Genomic DNA, 15,898 nt, shown 5'->3' on the forward strand with positions numbered 1-15,898 from the left:
ACAGAAACTTTATATTTCCAAAACATCCCAGTACATAATTTCTACATCCATATACTGCTACATAGTCGTAAAACGATTTCCACAAAAAAAGACCATGAAAGGGAAACATCCCTTCACGGCCTTTCATTGATCGTTCTCTATACGAGACTTCCCGGCTTCTTGTGGTACTTGATAATTCCTTCCGCGGCGCGGTAAGACAATGCACCCATGGTTCCAGTTGGATTGTAGCCGCCATTATGTGCAAATGCAGAAGCACCCACCACAAAACAATTATCAAAATCCCACATTTGCAGATAGTTGTTCACCGCTGATGTGTCCGGACTATCCCCCATAATCACGCCACCCGTATTGTGTGTGGACTGATAATGCGTAATTTCATAAGGTCCCTGCTCTGTGTAAGCTACAACCTTATCCGCGCCCATCTCTTTCAAGATCTCCCCACATTTGGCTCCCATGAATTTGACCATCTCCCGATCCCGTTCCTCAAAATCAAATGTAATCCGGATCAGCGGATCACCGAATTCATCTTTATAGGTCGTATCAAGATCCAGGAAATGATGCCGGTAGGGCATGCAGGATCCCTCGGCCCATACAGAGACGTTCCGGTTTGCGTACTTGATTGAGGCTGCCTTGAAATCCTTGCCCCAGCCCGGTGTCCCCGGAGGAACCGTATTATTCTGGATCGGGCGGTTGCCTCCCTGGCTATAGCTGATACTGCCGCCGTGAATGAAATTCAGATCCTTATGGTCAAAGTTATCTCCATTAAAATCATCCATGGTCATCGCCATGGCTCCCGCTCCGGAGAACAGGTTGAATTCCTTCTTTTCGAAAAATCCAACACCTGCTGCCGCTTCCACCTGATAGGCATAGTTCCTGCCAATAACTCCGGTTCCGGTCTTGGAATCATAAGGCTTACCCATATTGGAGAGCAGCAGCAAACGGGTATTATTGAATACATAGCTGGTCATTACGACAATATCGGCAGGCTGCTCGTACTCTTCACCCGTTGTGGTGTCGATGTACATAACGCCTGTAGCCTTGCCGCCTTTATGCAGAATCCGTCTCACGTTTGAATGGGTTCGCAGCTCGAATTTCCCTGTATTTTTCGCGACCGGGAGTACAGTAACGACCGGATCCGCTTTGGCACCATATTCGCATCCGAAGCGTTCGCAGAAACCGCAATATTGGCAGGCTGCACGGGCAATACCGTCCGGATTGGTATACTGCTCAGACAGGTTTGCTGAAGGCATGATGTACGGATGGTACTTCAGGCCTTTGCAGGCATCCGAAAAGAGCTTCATTACAGGAGATACCTGCATGGGAGGCGTAGGATATTTTTCGGAACGCTTGCCGCCAAGCGGATTCTCTTCACCGCCGATCCCTGCCATTTTTTCGAATTTAAGAAAATACGGCTCTAGCTCGTCATAGGTGATGCCCCAGTCCTGAATGGTCATGCCGTCCGGAATCTTTTTCTTGCCATACCGTTCGATGGTTTGCGTCTTAATTTGAAAATCGTACGGCAGAAATCGAAAAGTCATGCCGTTCCAGTGTACTCCTGCCCCGCCGAGGCCGTCACCCAGCAAAAAGGAACCGTATGAACGCATCGGCAGTGCACGGATTTTCTCATTCCCCCGAAACGTGATCGTTTCTCTGGAAAGATCCTGAAACATTTCGTACCGCAGCGCATAACGCAGTTCATCATGGACCATATAATAATCCTCAGTTTTGCGTTCCTTGCCGCGCTCTAGACCAACAACATTCAGTCCCGATTTGGTCAGTTCGGATGCAATGATTCCTCCGCCCCAACCCACGCCGACAACAACTACATCCGTTTTTGGTAATTTGGTTGCCATTATGTCACCTCATCATTGTTATTCAATCATTCGTCTATGAACTTAGACGAGACTGCCGGGATTTTTATGATATTTGTGGATCCCTTCGGCTGCCCGGTAAGACAGTGCTCCCATCGTACCAGTAGGATTGTAGCCGCTGTTATGCGCAAACGCAGAGGCGCCAATCACAAACAGATTTTCGGTATCCCACATTTGCAGGTAATTGTTCACAGCTGATGTATCCGGGCTGCTTCCCATGACCACACCGCCGGTATTGTGGGTAGATTGATAGGTTGTGATTTCATACGGCGCCAGTTCCGTGTTCGAGACGACTTTATCCGCACCCATCTGTTTCAGGATATCGCCGCATTTGGCCCCCATGAATTTAACCAGCTCACGATCCTGATCCTCGAAATCGAACGTGATTCGCATCAATGGATCGCCGAATTCATCTTTGTAGGTAGGATCAAGATCTAGGAAATGGTGACGGAACGGCATGCAGGACCCTTGAGCTCCCACGTTGATATGGCGGTTGGCATATTTCACCGTAGCAGCCTTGTAGTCCTTGCCCCAGGTCGGTGTTCCCGGAGGAACCGTATTGTTCTGGATTGGCCGTGCACCCGTTTGGCTGTATGAGATGTTAGCCCCATGGATAAACTTCAGATCCTTATGATCGAAATTGTCCCCATTGAAGTCATCGATACACATGCCCAGTGAGCCCGCGCCAGCGAAGATGTTGAATTCCTTGTCCTCGAAAAATCCGACACCCGCTCCCTTAAGCACCTGGTAGGCATAGTTTCTGCCGATAACGCCCGTTCCGGTCTTTGGATCATACGGCTTGCCAATATTGGACATGAGCAGCAGACGCGTATTGTTGAAGACATAGCTTGTCATCACGACAATGTCTGCAGGCTGCTCGTATTCTTCACCTGTGGTCGTATCAATGTAAAGGACACCCGTCGCTTTGCCGCCCTTATGTAGAATCCGTCTTACATTCGAATGCGTGCGAAGCTCAAACTTGCCGGTATTCTTAGCTACCGGTATAACCGTAACGACCGGATCCGCCTTGGCGCCGTATTCGCAGCCGAAACGTTCACAGTATCCGCAGTATTGGCATGCTGCACGTGCAATTCCGTCCGGATTCGTGTACTGTTCCGACAGGTTCGCTGACGGCATGTGATACGGATGGTAATTCAAGCCTTTGCAGGAGTCGCTGAACATCTTCATGCCGGGTGTTGTTTTCATCGGAGGGGTCGGATACTTTTCCGACCGTTTACCACCGAGCGGATTTTCATCTCCGGATATGCCAGTCATTTTCTCAAATTTGTTGAAATAAGGCTCGAGCTTATCATACGTAATGCCCCAGTCCTGAATCGTCATGCCATCCGGAATTTTACTTTTACCATAACGTTCAATCGTCTTCGATTTAATCTCAAAATCATATGGTAAGAACCTGAAGGTTTGTCCATTCCAGTGCACTCCAGAACCCCCAAGCCCGTCGCCAAGCAAGAAAGAGCCGTAAGAGCGCATAGGCAGCGCTTTGATCTTTTCATTTCCGCGGAACGTAATCGTTTCCCGGGATAAATCCTGGAACATCTCGTACCGCAGCGCATAACGAAGTTCATCGTGAACCATATAGTAGTCTTCTGTTTTCCGCTCCTTGCCTCGCTCCAGACCCACGACGGACAAGCCGCCTTTCGTCAGCTCCGACGCGATAATCCCGCCGCCCCAGCCGACACCTACAATGACGACATCTGTTTTAGGCAGTTTGGTTGCCATTCATATCACCTCTGATTTTCAAATTTAGGAATGTGGTAGATGTTCTCTCAAGCTGACAGGCTGCATTTTCTCGAATTTATCCTGCTCGATGATTTTCGTATAGGACATCTGGTTGCCGGGGAAATTCTTAAGCTTCCAGCCTCCCATGTTGCCGTTTCCACCGTACAGTGGATCCGCATAGGCCCCTTCCATGGTGCTTCCGAAAATCGTTTTGAAAAATCCGCTTGCGGAAATCGTGGTGAGCTTGACCTCATCCGTTTCAAAGGCTTTGAGCACGGTATCCTGCTGCTCAGGCGTAAGATCCTTGAATTTTTTCTGGAATTTCTTATTGCTGTAGTTCTGCATTTCCTGAAGTCCAATATCAAAGATCTCTCTGCGCTTCAGGCGGCCCTGATATCCTTGCGTAGTTTCGCCTTTGAAAAACGGCCCTTGCATATATTCTCTGCCGTTGAGTCCCCATTCTCCAGCCAGTTGGTGATCGATAAAGTAAGCAACCCCAAGCTCTTTGGCCCCGGGTCCATTATCATCCGCAGGGAAAATACGTTCTGTAGCAGCTTCCATGATCAGAAATTGCTCCTGGGTGAAATGCATAAGCGCCTGGTTAAAATTGACCGCTTCATTGGCAGGGGCTTTTTCTGTCGTATTTCCATTATTGTTATTGGTTGTGGATTTGTTTGGAGAGCGCAGCAAACTGCCTACAACTCCGCCGACAATGAGACCACCCACGGCATATCCAGAATTTTTCAAGAAATTCCGACGTGAATGATCCGGTTCTCTATGATCCTTCAAATCCTGTTCTTCGGTTTCGTTAGCCATAAAAGTCAACCTCCTGCTTAATGTGAGTGTTTTCCAATACTGATTGGGTTTAACATCATTTTTTTGTTATTTTGTCGAAATATCCCACAAATAATACATCTTCCGAAAGATAATCATAATCATATCTTCAACATATCCAGGGAGGGATTTCAAATGAAAGGATCTTGGGCAAAAATGGCCGTTCCCGCTTTCTGTATTGCGATTGCCATGACCGGCTGTAACACCAACATGCATCAGAAGGCGCAAACAAAACCTGTCAGAATTCAATCCAACACGCATCATACGAACATTACGGAAAGCCATCCTCATGTAAACAGCATCAAGGTGATTCCAAGATTTGATGGAGAAAAGGTCCGCACGACCAACAAGAATGGAACGACTTACAGTGGTATGGGCTCGGGGATCTACAGCCGCATCGGCACATCCAGCCTGCATGATACTCCCGAATCCAAAACGCTTGAAAATCGACTAGAGGCGGCAGGCCTTACAGGAATTAATGTGCTAACGCTCGGAGACTCCGTATACATTGGTGATCCTGAAAAGCATACGCATACGAAAAACTCCAAGCCCCAACCCCATAAGGTTCTGAGCCCGAATGAAGGTGCATCAGGCAAAGGCTATATGAGCCAAAAGGGAACCGGCTACTCTATCGGTCAGCGTGACATCACTGAAACTAACCTGAGCTTGATCCGTCAGGAAGTTGAAGGCGTCTACGGCAAAAAAGTGAAAATTTACACGGTTCACGATGCCAAGGCGATCAAGGCCATTGAAAAGATCAAAACGGCGATGCGCGCAGGAACTCCGGTTAATAAAATGAACGGTGAGCTGCAAACCATCAAAAAGAATGCCAATTTGCATACCAGCAAATAGCGGGCTTGATACATGAACACCTCCTCTAGCGCAAAGGGCGTTATGAGGAGGTGTTTTTCTTTTTGATAATTTAATTTTTCTCAGCTAGCTTTTCGGGTTCAATCGATGCCTCGTTTGTAATTTCCTCGACAACGCCTTTTGTCGATGAACGGAATTCCCGCAATGTATCTCCTACAGCCCTTCCGAGTTGTGGAAGCTTGGATGGACCGAATACAACCAGAGCAATCGTCAGAATAATAAGCAGCCCCGGTAATCCGATATTGTTAAACATGGTTGGTGCCTCCTTTCGGATCAATTAGTGGATTCTCCATCTCCTTCCGGTGCAGGTACCACCGGGAAACAAGAATACTGAGTTCAAACAGCATAATCAGCGGAATGGTCACGGACAGATGGGAAACAAAATCTGGGGGTGAAATCATTGAGCCGACAACAGCGAGAGCTAGATAGACATATTTCCTGGCTTTTCTCAGCAATGCAGGCCTGAGAATGCCAAGCCGGGTCAGGAACAGGACAACTGCCGGCATTTCAAAAGCCAAAGCGAGTGGAAACACGACGCTGAACATCAGTGAAAAATACCTGTCCATTCCATAGGTCTCCACCGCTCCAACCGTTTTGTTCATCTTGGATAGAAAAGAAACCATCATTGGAAATGCGACATAAAAGCTGAATGCCACCCCGACGGAAAACAAAACAAAAGCCATCGGAACAAACCAGAAGGTTTTTCTTGCCTCATCATCGGTCAGACCGGGCCGGACAAATGCCCATACATGATAAAGCGCCAGCGGAACGGTGAAAAACACAGCCACCAGAAAGCCGCATTTCATGTAAATGAACATGCCATCCGTCAAGGAAAACACATTCCATGCGATATCCGTGGCAGCAGGCCGGTTTTTAATGTACAGCAGCACTTTAGGCGACATATACAAGCCCGCAGCCAGTGTCAGGATAAAAAAGAGCATCACCCAGATCAGACGTTTTCGAAGCTCTGTCAGGTGGGTGATCCACTCATCACTGTTAATCAATGAACCGCCTCCTCTTGTAGCGCCTGCCGTGACAAGATTCAGTCGAGGTCTGGCGCTCAGCGATAATGTATATTGTATCCAAAATTTGCAGAATTATAGCTGAATATGTCGGAAATACGCGAGACATATGATTAACGCGATGTCCAGTGATGTCACAGGTTCTCCACAGATTTGATTTACTGATAAGTAACATTACAATAAACAAGTAAGTTACTTAATTATCTATTTTTTGAGGAGGCCTGTACATGAAATTTACAGACAAAACAATCCTTGTTACCGGCGGCGCAGGCGGTATTGGTAAAGGTATCGTCACAGCACTGGCTAAAGAAGGAGCACGCGTTGTTTTCTTTGATATTAATGAGGAAAAGGGTAAAGCTACTGAAGAGGAAATCAGCAAAATTTCCGAGTGCATGTTTGTAAAAGTGAACTTGATGGAGAAAGACGACGTCGTAGCAGGCTTTCAAAAGGTGATTGATAAATATAAGACCATTCATGGTCTCGTAAACTGCGCACAAGCATCCAAAAATGTACCTTTCTTGGACACTACGGAAAAAGAATTCGAGCTTGCCTTCGGCACAGGTTTCTGGCCAACATTCCATCTTATGAAGCTTAGCTATCCACACTTAAAAGAAAACGAAGGTTCGATCGTCAACTTCGCTTCCGGCGCAGGGCTGAAGGGCATGTTAACACAAACGTCATACGCCGCAGCCAAAGAAGCCATTCGCGGCATTTCCCGCGTTGCAGCGAACGAATGGGGTCCAGACAACATTAACATCAACATCGTGTGCCCGATCGCCAATTCGGAAGGCGTTGCAGAATGGAGAGAGCACAATGCTGAAGCCTACGATCAAATGGTGAGCGCGATTCCGGTCCGCCGACTCGGCGATCCGGAGCAGGATATCGGCCGCGTTGTTTGCTTCCTCCTGAGTAAAGATGCCAAATTCATGACAGGCCAAACGATTATGGTTGACGGCGGAAGCGTCATGATGCGCTAAACTTACAGGCTTCCACGATTAAAAACAAAGGCATCCGGTCTCTGATGACAGACTGGATGCCTTTGTTTTATGATGAATCATATATGTGAAGAGAGGATGCTGCATCATGAATGAACAGATTACAGTTGGCTATGAGCCTCCAGAAGCGGAAGAGTATGTAGATCTGCGCCTCAAGGCAGGCTTAAGCGGCAAAGATATGGGGGCATCCCGCCGCGGACTGTCTAATTCCCTGTTCGCCGTTACCCTCAGACTGGGCGGCGAGCTGATCGGCATGGGCCGGGTCATCGGCGACGGCGGCTGCATGTTTCACGTCGTTGATATCGCCGTATCTCCTGCGTATCAAGGCAAAGGGCTTGGTAAAAGGGTGATGTCTGAGATTACCGCCTACCTGGACCGGAATGCGACCAAAGGGGCTTACGTCAGCTTAATGGCAGACGTACCTGCAGACCGCTTGTACCAGCAATTCGGCTTTGAATACGGAGCGCCTGCGTCCGTCGGCATGTATAAAAAATACCCTTAATCCACCTTGGCCCCATAGGAGCGGGCCACATTCACGGCCTGCTCCAAATCGATCCGCACACCGGTAAGATCAAACGCACGATAGTCTATCCTATCCATCTTCGCCCCTCTGAGATCGGCTCCTTTTAACACCGCCTTGGAGAGCTTGGCCCCTGTCAGATCAGCCTCTCGCAAATCAGCCTTTTGAAGATTGCTCTCACAGAGGTCTGCTTCTATCAATCGGATCCCCTTCAGCTGCTGCTTGGACAAATTCACCTGCCGCAGATTCGTGTATGACCAGTCTCCCCCTTGAATCGTAATCCCGTCCAATTGAGCCCCGGAGAAATCACTGCCGATCATCTTGCAGTCCTCAAATTTGGCTACGAATAGATTGGTTCCAGCAAACCGGCAGTTTGTAAAAGCAGAACGCGCATGTAAGGATGCATTAAAAGTCGCTCCGCCAAAATCACATTCAATAAACTGGCAGCCTCTTGTCCATATTTCATCCATCTCCGTGCCGCGGAAGATACATTTTATAAAGGTGCAGCCCTTCAGTTCTCCATTCTTCAAATCTGACTGATTGAAATCCACTCTCTCATATTCCTGGTCTATGTATTGGAACATAATAATTTTCACTCCTCATTATTCATGAACCTGTATTTTTTCGATCTTTTTCTTCATCGTAACAAACATACGTTCCTTCCACAATGACGTATCCGGCATATTATTTTTGCAAGACCCGAAAAATGCAACCCTAAAAACGAAATTTCACACCTGTTTCTTCCTTCCATCCCAGCCTACAATGGAAAGTACATAATGAAAGCACTTACACTAGGATTTTGCAAAAATGCCATTAGGCGGTTTACAAAGCGGCGTTAGCATTATCCCACACAGGAGGATGAATCCCATGAGTGCCAAACTAGGCGCTGAGCTCACGCAGCCCCAACCCCATATCTCTGAAGGCAAACAGAGAACATTGCTGCGAAGGCTGCTGAGTCAGAAGTATTTGCAGGTGATGGCACTGCTCGGCGTCGCCTGGATCATTATTTTTAGCTACATACCCATGTACGGGGTCATTATCGCATTCAAACAGTACGTTATCACCCATTCCATATCTGATGCACCATGGGTAGGACTTGAAAACTTCAAAGCTTTTCTGGATGACGATGAACTGCCGAAAGTCATATGGAACACGCTCGGCATGAGTTTTTTTAAGCTCCTCATCGGATTTCCTCTTCCGATTCTGTTTGCACTGTTTCTGAATGAACTGAGGTCACTCCGTCTGAAGAAGGCGGTGCAGACGATCTCGTATCTGCCCCATTTTCTGTCCTGGGTTATTCTTGGCGGCATACTTGCTACCTGGCTCGCGGATGTCGGGATTATCAATCACATCCTTATGGGTCTCCACATCATCAAGGAGCCAATCAGTTATCTTGCAGAGCCCAGCTATTTCTGGAGTATCATTATTACCTCGGATATCTGGAAGGAGCTTGGTTGGTCGGCGATCATCTATCTCGCAGCCATCGCCGGAGTGTCACCCGACCTGTATGAAGCAGCCACCATCGATGGTGCAGGGCGTTTTCAGAAAATGTGGTATGTGACTCTACCGGGCATCAAGGGAACGGTCTCGATCCTTTTCATCTTGGCAATCAGTGGCGTTCTGAATTCGAACTTCGACCAGATCCTGGTACTTCGTAACTCGCTAAATGAAAGCGCGAGTAATGTTATCGACATCTACGTGTATCAAACAGGCCTCGTGAACAGCAGATACTCCTATTCGGCGGCCGTCGGGTTAATCAAATCGCTAATTGCATTGGTACTGCTTCTGATCGCCAATTCTGTATCCAAAAAGTTAAATGACACATCCCTATTCTGAGAAAAGGTGGTTGGAACCCCATGCTTAAACTGAATCGAAGAACCGCCGGGGATGCAACGTTTGATGCCATCAACGTGATTATCATGCTTGCGGTATGCTTTATCACGCTCTACCCGATCTGGTATGTGCTGGTTAACTCCTTCAATGAAGGACAAGATGCCATGCGGGGTGGAATTTACTGGTGGCCGCGTGTATTCAGTATCGAGAGCTATCAAGCGGTATTCAAGAGCAGCGGTATTATGACCGCGATGGGTGTAACGGTAGCCAAGACACTGCTGGGCACAGCCCTCCATGTGTTTTTCACCGCCATGGTTGCCTACGCCTTCTCTCGTAGGGAGCTCGTTGGGCAGAAGGTGTATATCTTGCTCGGTACAGTGACGCTGTTCTTCAACGGAGGCCTGATTCCTTATTATCTGCTCATCCGTGATTTGCATTTGCTGGATAACTTCTTAGTCTATATCATCCCGGCTATGTTCAACTTTTTTGACCTAATCATATTCATGACATTCTTCCGGGAGATTCCAGATGGCCTGGAAGAGGCCGCAAGAATTGACGGTGCCAATGATCTGTCGATCTTTGTTCGTATTATTATTCCGGTATCCATGCCTGTAATCGCTACCATTGCCCTCTTTCACGGGGTATATCAATGGAATGATTACTTCACCGGTATGATTTATATCAATAATATGGACCTGCAGCCGATCCAGACGTATTTGTACCGGATCGTTGCCCAGTCCAGTTCGAATCAGATGGCTGCTGCGATGCCTGGCGGAATTTCAAAAAACGTTACGTCGCAATCCATTAAGCTGGCTACCATGGTTGTTACGACCATGCCAATCGTTCTTGCCTATCCATTCCTGCAGAAATATTTTGTTAAAGGTCTCATGATCGGTTCGATAAAAGGATAAGAATAAGGAATTTTTTACCTGGACGGTAACACAGGAATCACCAAATATATCAAGAGGGGTAAATAAGATGAGAAAAAGCTATTTCCGCAAAAGCAGCATACTGCTCGTTGCCTTCACACTGATGCTGTCGCTCGCCGCATGCGGCGGTTCTTCCAAGGATGAACCCAAAGCTGCAGAGCAGCCGGAAAACAAAACCGAACCGGCAGCTGAAACGAAAACAGTATCGGCAGATGAGCCGGGCTGGAAGGCCGACACATCACCGATCACATTTGACTGGTACCTCAACTTCTCCTGGTTCGCCAACAAATGGGGTGTCGATCCGACCTCCCAATATGTTACGAAGAAAACCGGCGTCAATCTTAACTTTATCGTGCCTGCCGGTAACGAAAACGAGAAGCTGAACACCATGATCGCTTCCGGAAGTCTGCCTGACTTCATTACGCTCGGCTGGTGGGAAGACGGCGTGAAATCCATGATCGAAGGCGATCTGGTGCTCCCGCTGAACAAGCTCGCGGATGAATACGATCCTTATTTCATGAAGGTGGCTGATCCGGCCAAAATGTCTTGGTATAAGCAGGATGACGGCAATACGTACGTTTATCCGAACTCCTCCTCTTCGCCAAAGGATTTTGAAAAATATTCGGGAGAATATCTGTCGAACCAAACCTTCCTTGTCCGTAAGGATATGTACGAGGCGCTCGGCAAACCGGATATGCGCACGCCGGAAGGCTTCCTGAACGCGCTGAAAGCCGCGAAGGAAAAATACCCTGAAGTTGAAGGCCAGCCGCTGATTCCATTCGGTTTGACCGAATTCGGCGACACGGGCAATGGCAGCCTTGAAGGCTATCTGCAGAACTTCATGGCTATCCCGTATGAGAAAGACGGCAAGCTGTACGACCGCACGACCGATCCGGAATATATCCGCTGGCTGAAAACCTTCCGTCAGGCCAACGAGCAAGGTCTGCTCGCGAAAGACGTCTTTATCGACAAGCGTCCGCAAATGGAAGAAAAAATGGCTCAAGGCCGCTACTTCGCCATGATGTACCAGCGCAGCGACCTGACAGCTCAGGAGAATGCTTTGTACGCGAAAGATCCGAATTCCGTTTACATCGCGGTTGACGGCCCTGCCAACTCGAAGATGGATCCGCCTACCTTGGCTGGCCCTGGCATCTCCGGTTGGACGGTAACGCTGATCTCGAAAAAAGTAAAAGACAAAGCCAGAGCGATCAGCTTCCTGGAATACTTGATCAGTGAAGAAGGCCAAAAAGACCTCTTCCTCGGTGAAAAAGGCGTCAGCTACGACAACATTGACGGCAAGGACCAATTTAAGCCCGAAGTGCTGGAGCTGCTGAACAAAGACCGCTCTGCTTTTGACAAAAAATACGGTTCCTCCCTCACCTTCTGGATGATGCAGGATACAAACATGATTTTGCAATGGCAGCCGCAAAGTGTCGAACCATTCAAGCAAATGGAGGACTGGACCAAAGGTAAAACGAAGAGCTTCTCCCAATACGATAATATTAATCCGACAGGAAACTCTGAGGAAGGCGTCGCCAGCAATAAAATTGCCCAAACCTGGGGCAAAACGCTGCCGAAGCTTCTGCTCAGCAAATCGGATGAAGATTTCGATAAGACCTTCAGTGATTTCCTCGAAAAGCGGGATAAAGCAGGCTTCGATAAAGTTGAAGCCTTCAAGCAAACCAAGTTTGAGGATAACGTAAGCAAGCTTCAGGAGTTTCTGAAATAATTTGTTAACAATAAACATCATCCAAAAAGCCCCATTTTTGCGTGGGCTTTTTGGATTTTCGTCTTGTAATCCCAAATATTCTCCCGGATGTGATGATATTGCTCAGACGCTTACGCTCATTGGTACAGTATTTCATACAAAGGCTTGAGCATTATTCTCTACAGCAGCGCCTTTTTTTCTCCTATATCATCATCATTTTGATTCCGAGCATTGTGTTCTCACTGATTATTTTCAGGCAGCTGAATGAAAGCTTCACCAAGGAAGTGGTACGCAAAAGCGAGAGTTCGATCGAAATTGAGAAAACCAACATCAGGAACAACATGGAAACGATGGAACGGGCAGTGCAGCTGGTTCTTTCCGACCGTGAGGTCATGTATTATCTCGACCGTTCGAGTGAGCCGGATACATCTGAGTTGATTGAGTTCAGTAACAGCACCGTGAACAATATTTTGCGGCTCCAATTCAATAATCCGGATATTGAGCATATCCGCATTTTCTCGGATAACCCGTTCATCAGCGAGATTTGGCCGGTTTTTTTGAAAGAAAGCCGCGTTCAAATTGAGCCTTGGCATGAGGAGCTGAACCGTCTGGATGGGGCTGGTTTATGGCAAATCTCCGAACGGGATAAGGAACCCATTCATAATCTCATTCTGGATGAAAAAGAATTCCGCCAGAAAATCTCCCTGCTACGCGAACTTGAATATCCCAAAGGAAAACATGTGGGCTTGATCCAGATTGATATGCTGCTGACTAGTTTTTTTCCGAGTACCTATAAGATTCACGATAGCGAGCAATCGCAAATGCTCATCATGAATGACGCCGGACGGTTGTATTACGCTGATGATCATCCCCTGCTTACCGTCACTGAACTTGCTGATGCGAAGCTTAATGAGAAGCTCTACCATACAGACGAGAAGACCTTGTCCCACTTTAAACTGAGCTTGTCCGGCAAGCCTTATCTCGTCGTTTATACGTACATAGACAGCATCCAAGCGTACGTGGTGCATATGACATCCATGCAGGCCGTGCTGGCTGAGCTGAATAATACACGCAATACCATTTTGCTCGTGAATGTAATCCTGATTGCGATCCTGTCTGTCTCCACCTTTTTTCTCAATTCACTGATTTTGAAGAAATTGCGGCAGCTGACGCTTTCCATGAAAAAAATTCGTCTCGGCGATTTCAATATCCAGCTCCCGGTGGGCGGGGGCAGCGAAGTCGGTGAGCTCACCCATCACTTCCGAAAAATGATCAACAAGATCAATGAATTAATTGCCGATGCCGTCAATAAGCAATCCGCTACGAAAGAAGCCGAACTAAAAACACTGAAAAATCAGATCGATTCTCATTTTCTTTACAACACGCTGGAAAATATCAAAATGATGGCCGAGGTGGAAGATCAGCGGCCGATATCCGACGCTTTGACCTCTCTTGGAAGCATGATGCGTTATAATCTGAGATGGAGCAGCGAGTATGTGCGTTTACGTGAGGAAATGAGTCATATCCGCCATTATATTGCTTTGATGAACCTGCGTTTTGACCAGCGGATTTATTTCCATACGGAACTGCAGGAGCAGGATCTCGACCTTGAGGTTCTGAAAATGTCCCTGCAGCCAATCATTGAAAATGCGGTTAAACACGGCCTGCGCAGCAGTGCTTCAGGCAATGACGATTTGAACATCTCGCTAAGAACCTTTGCCGTCAACAGGACACAGGTCATTGTCATTGAGGATGATGGAGCAGGAATGTCATCAGGGAAGACCAAACTGTTAAACAATAAAATCCGTTCCTTGGAGACCGATGATCCGGTTACCTCATTGATGGAGACAAGTTCTTCCCCACACGGCATGCGCGGCGGCAACGGTATCGGCTTACGCAATGTTCACCAAAGGCTGCAGCTATTCTACGGTCATGAGTACGGCTTGTGGGTCGAGAGTGAGGAAGGAAAATACACGCGGGTTATGATGAGAATCCCCTACTTCAACTTGAATGGAGGCGCATCCTGATATGTACGGACTTCTAATCGTCGATGACGAGAGAAACATTCGAACAGGCCTGAAGGGCATGATTGAGAGAGAGTACCCTTCCAAGTTCAGCATCAGGCTGGCCGCTGGAGGATCTGAGGCGCTTGAACTGTATCGCGGGGAAAAGGCGGATATTATTATTACCGATATACGGATGCCAGGCATGGATGGCTTGGAGCTGATCCAGGAGCTGAATCGTGAAGCCTTGCCTCCGGCGTTCATGATTTTAAGCGGTTATGATGATTTTCAATATGCAAAAGAAGCTATCACATATAAAGTCCGAGAATATTTGTTGAAACCTATTGTTCGCGAAGAATTACATCAGGCTTTAAACCGGATTACGGGTGAGTTGCAGCAGATTCAGGCTTTAAACCGTGAACGGGAGGAAATGAGTAAACACCGGGAAGAACATGCGGCTGACCAGCTGAACTATATATTTCTTCATCCGGATCTTCCAGAGTTTGAAATTAAGCGCCGTGTTGCCAAAGCCGGCCTTCAGTTCTTCAATCAGCCTTATTTCACAGCCGTTATGAAGGGTGAGCAGCAGCAGAACAATGTCTTGAAAAAGCTTTGGTCTGAGTATTTTAACCATGATCATTCCATCTGCTTCGAGGATAAAGATCAAAACCTGATCGTTATCACTTCCGATGAGGCTGCTTTTCCCGCCTTTACTGAACATCAGCATGACAAACGGCTCCTTGTCTGGATCGGTATCAGTGCAAAGACCGCAGGACCGGGACAGGTTAAATACAGCTATATTCAGGCGAAGCAGGCTCTAAAATATAAAATTCTGCAAACGAAGCCAGGCACCGCCCTGTTCTATTATTCGGATATCCACTATCTCTCCATACCGCAGGAGCTTCCAGAGGAGAAAATCCGCAGGCTGGCCAATTTGCTGGGAACTGGAAGAAAGCAGGAAATCCAAGAACTTTGGCATGAGATTATGGACCTGCAGGAAATCAAACGCAACGCCATCTCCTATCTTGAGAATCTCAGCCGTCTGCTCAATGAGCTGGTGTTTGACCAGGTGTTCACAAGCTATGGTGAAGCCTCGGTAGAAATTCTGAAAAGCTATAAAAAAATAGGCTATCTATATCACAACGAGACCATTAGCTGCTATATTCACGATGTGGGGGATCTGCTGCTGCGGCTGGACGGTTATATCAAAGACATTAAGGATGCGCATATCGGGCATGCCGAAATGAAAGCAGCCATCGATTATATCGGGCAAAATTACGATAAGCCGCTCAACATGGCCACCGTCTCCAATCATGTGTCGCTGAATTACTCCTACTTTAGTGAAACCTTTAAGCATGTTACAGGAATGAGCTTTGTCCCTTATCTGAAAAAAGTCCGAATTGATAAAGCCAAAAGCTTGCTGGAGGGAACACACTGGAAGGTATATGAAATTGCGGAGCAGGTCGGGTTCGAGAATGTCAAGCAGTTCAACCGGGTATTCCGTGAACTCGAAGGAAACTCTCCCATGGAATACCGTGAAAAAGTATGGCTTCATTCCTCAAATTGATTGAAT

Annotated in this window: 14 protein-coding genes; 8 read left to right on the plus strand and 6 right to left on the minus strand. The window is 47.4% G+C overall.

Going from position 1 to position 15,898, the window contains the following annotated elements; all coding sequences use genetic code 11:
* Positions 1 to 137 precede the first annotated feature (137 nt).
* The 3 genes from E6W40_RS17475 to E6W40_RS17485 are packed head-to-tail and all read right to left on the minus strand — an operon-like array spanning position 138 to position 4,427.
* Complete coding sequence (locus tag E6W40_RS17475; protein WP_136606623.1) at positions 138 to 1,853, minus strand: GMC family oxidoreductase; 1,716 nt, start codon at positions 1,851 to 1,853, stop codon at positions 138 to 140.
* A gap of 42 nt (positions 1,854 to 1,895) precedes the next feature.
* Complete coding sequence (locus tag E6W40_RS17480) at positions 1,896 to 3,611, minus strand: GMC family oxidoreductase (protein ID WP_136606624.1); 1,716 nt, start codon at positions 3,609 to 3,611, stop codon at positions 1,896 to 1,898.
* A gap of 24 nt (positions 3,612 to 3,635) precedes the next feature.
* Complete coding sequence (locus E6W40_RS17485) at positions 3,636 to 4,427, minus strand: gluconate 2-dehydrogenase subunit 3 family protein (protein WP_136606625.1); 792 nt, start codon at positions 4,425 to 4,427, stop codon at positions 3,636 to 3,638.
* A gap of 153 nt (positions 4,428 to 4,580) precedes the next feature.
* Between E6W40_RS17485 and E6W40_RS17490 the strand changes: the two genes are divergently transcribed.
* Positions 4,581 to 5,297 (plus strand): hypothetical protein, encoded by a 717-nt coding sequence (locus E6W40_RS17490; RefSeq protein WP_136606626.1) that lies wholly within the window; start codon positions 4,581 to 4,583, stop codon positions 5,295 to 5,297.
* Positions 5,298 to 5,367: 70 nt separating this feature from the next.
* On the opposite strand, the gene E6W40_RS17495 is transcribed toward E6W40_RS17490, so the two are convergent.
* The gene (locus E6W40_RS17495) at positions 5,368 to 5,568 is read right to left on the minus strand and encodes a twin-arginine translocase TatA/TatE family subunit (RefSeq protein ID WP_136606627.1); all 201 of its coding nucleotides are present in this window, start codon (positions 5,566 to 5,568) and stop codon (positions 5,368 to 5,370) included.
* The gene (tatC, locus tag E6W40_RS17500; protein ID WP_136606628.1) at positions 5,561 to 6,319 is read right to left on the minus strand and encodes a twin-arginine translocase subunit TatC; all 759 of its coding nucleotides are present in this window, start codon (positions 6,317 to 6,319) and stop codon (positions 5,561 to 5,563) included. The genes E6W40_RS17495 and tatC overlap by 8 nt, the downstream gene beginning before the upstream one ends.
* Positions 6,320 to 6,564: 245 nt before the next feature.
* On the opposite strand from tatC, the gene E6W40_RS17505 reads away from it, so the two are divergent.
* Positions 6,565 to 7,314 (plus strand): SDR family NAD(P)-dependent oxidoreductase, encoded by a 750-nt coding sequence (locus E6W40_RS17505; RefSeq protein ID WP_136606629.1) that lies wholly within the window; start codon positions 6,565 to 6,567, stop codon positions 7,312 to 7,314.
* 106 nt (positions 7,315 to 7,420) lie between these two features.
* Positions 7,421 to 7,834, plus strand: a complete 414-nt coding sequence (locus E6W40_RS17510; RefSeq protein ID WP_136606630.1) for a GNAT family N-acetyltransferase — start codon at positions 7,421 to 7,423, stop codon at positions 7,832 to 7,834.
* On the opposite strand, the gene E6W40_RS17515 is transcribed toward E6W40_RS17510, so the two are convergent.
* Positions 7,831 to 8,436 carry a pentapeptide repeat-containing protein gene (locus E6W40_RS17515; protein WP_136606631.1) on the minus strand — a complete coding sequence of 202 codons (606 nt, stop codon included), beginning with the start codon at positions 8,434 to 8,436 and terminating at the stop codon, positions 7,831 to 7,833. The genes E6W40_RS17510 and E6W40_RS17515 overlap by 4 nt on opposite strands.
* A 283-nt stretch (positions 8,437 to 8,719) precedes the next feature.
* Here E6W40_RS17515 and E6W40_RS17520 point away from each other — a divergent pair, with 283 nt between their 5' ends.
* The 5 genes from E6W40_RS17520 to E6W40_RS17540 all read left to right on the plus strand — a co-directional run bounded on the left by E6W40_RS17520 (position 8,720) and on the right by E6W40_RS17540 (position 15,892).
* Positions 8,720 to 9,688: an ABC transporter permease gene (locus E6W40_RS17520; RefSeq protein ID WP_136606632.1), complete on the plus strand. Its 969-nt coding sequence runs from the start codon at positions 8,720 to 8,722 to the stop codon at positions 9,686 to 9,688.
* A gap of 20 nt (positions 9,689 to 9,708) precedes the next feature.
* A complete protein-coding gene (locus E6W40_RS17525; protein ID WP_136606633.1) occupies positions 9,709 to 10,596 on the plus strand; it encodes a carbohydrate ABC transporter permease in 888 nt (295 codons plus the stop codon).
* 67 nt (positions 10,597 to 10,663) lie between these two features.
* A complete protein-coding gene (locus E6W40_RS17530; RefSeq protein WP_136606634.1) occupies positions 10,664 to 12,343 on the plus strand; it encodes a type 2 periplasmic-binding domain-containing protein in 1,680 nt (559 codons plus the stop codon).
* 98 nt (positions 12,344 to 12,441) lie between these two features.
* Positions 12,442 to 14,349, plus strand: a complete 1,908-nt coding sequence (locus E6W40_RS17535; protein WP_168928959.1) for a sensor histidine kinase — start codon at positions 12,442 to 12,444, stop codon at positions 14,347 to 14,349.
* 1 nt (position 14,350) lies between these two features.
* Positions 14,351 to 15,892, plus strand: a complete 1,542-nt coding sequence (locus tag E6W40_RS17540) for a response regulator (RefSeq protein ID WP_168928960.1) — start codon at positions 14,351 to 14,353, stop codon at positions 15,890 to 15,892.
* The last annotated feature ends 6 nt before the right edge of the window (positions 15,893 to 15,898 follow it).

This window comes from Paenibacillus dokdonensis (assembly GCF_004916975.1).
GTDB classification, from domain to species: Bacteria; Bacillota; Bacilli; order Paenibacillales; family Paenibacillaceae; genus Paenibacillus_AQ; species Paenibacillus_AQ dokdonensis.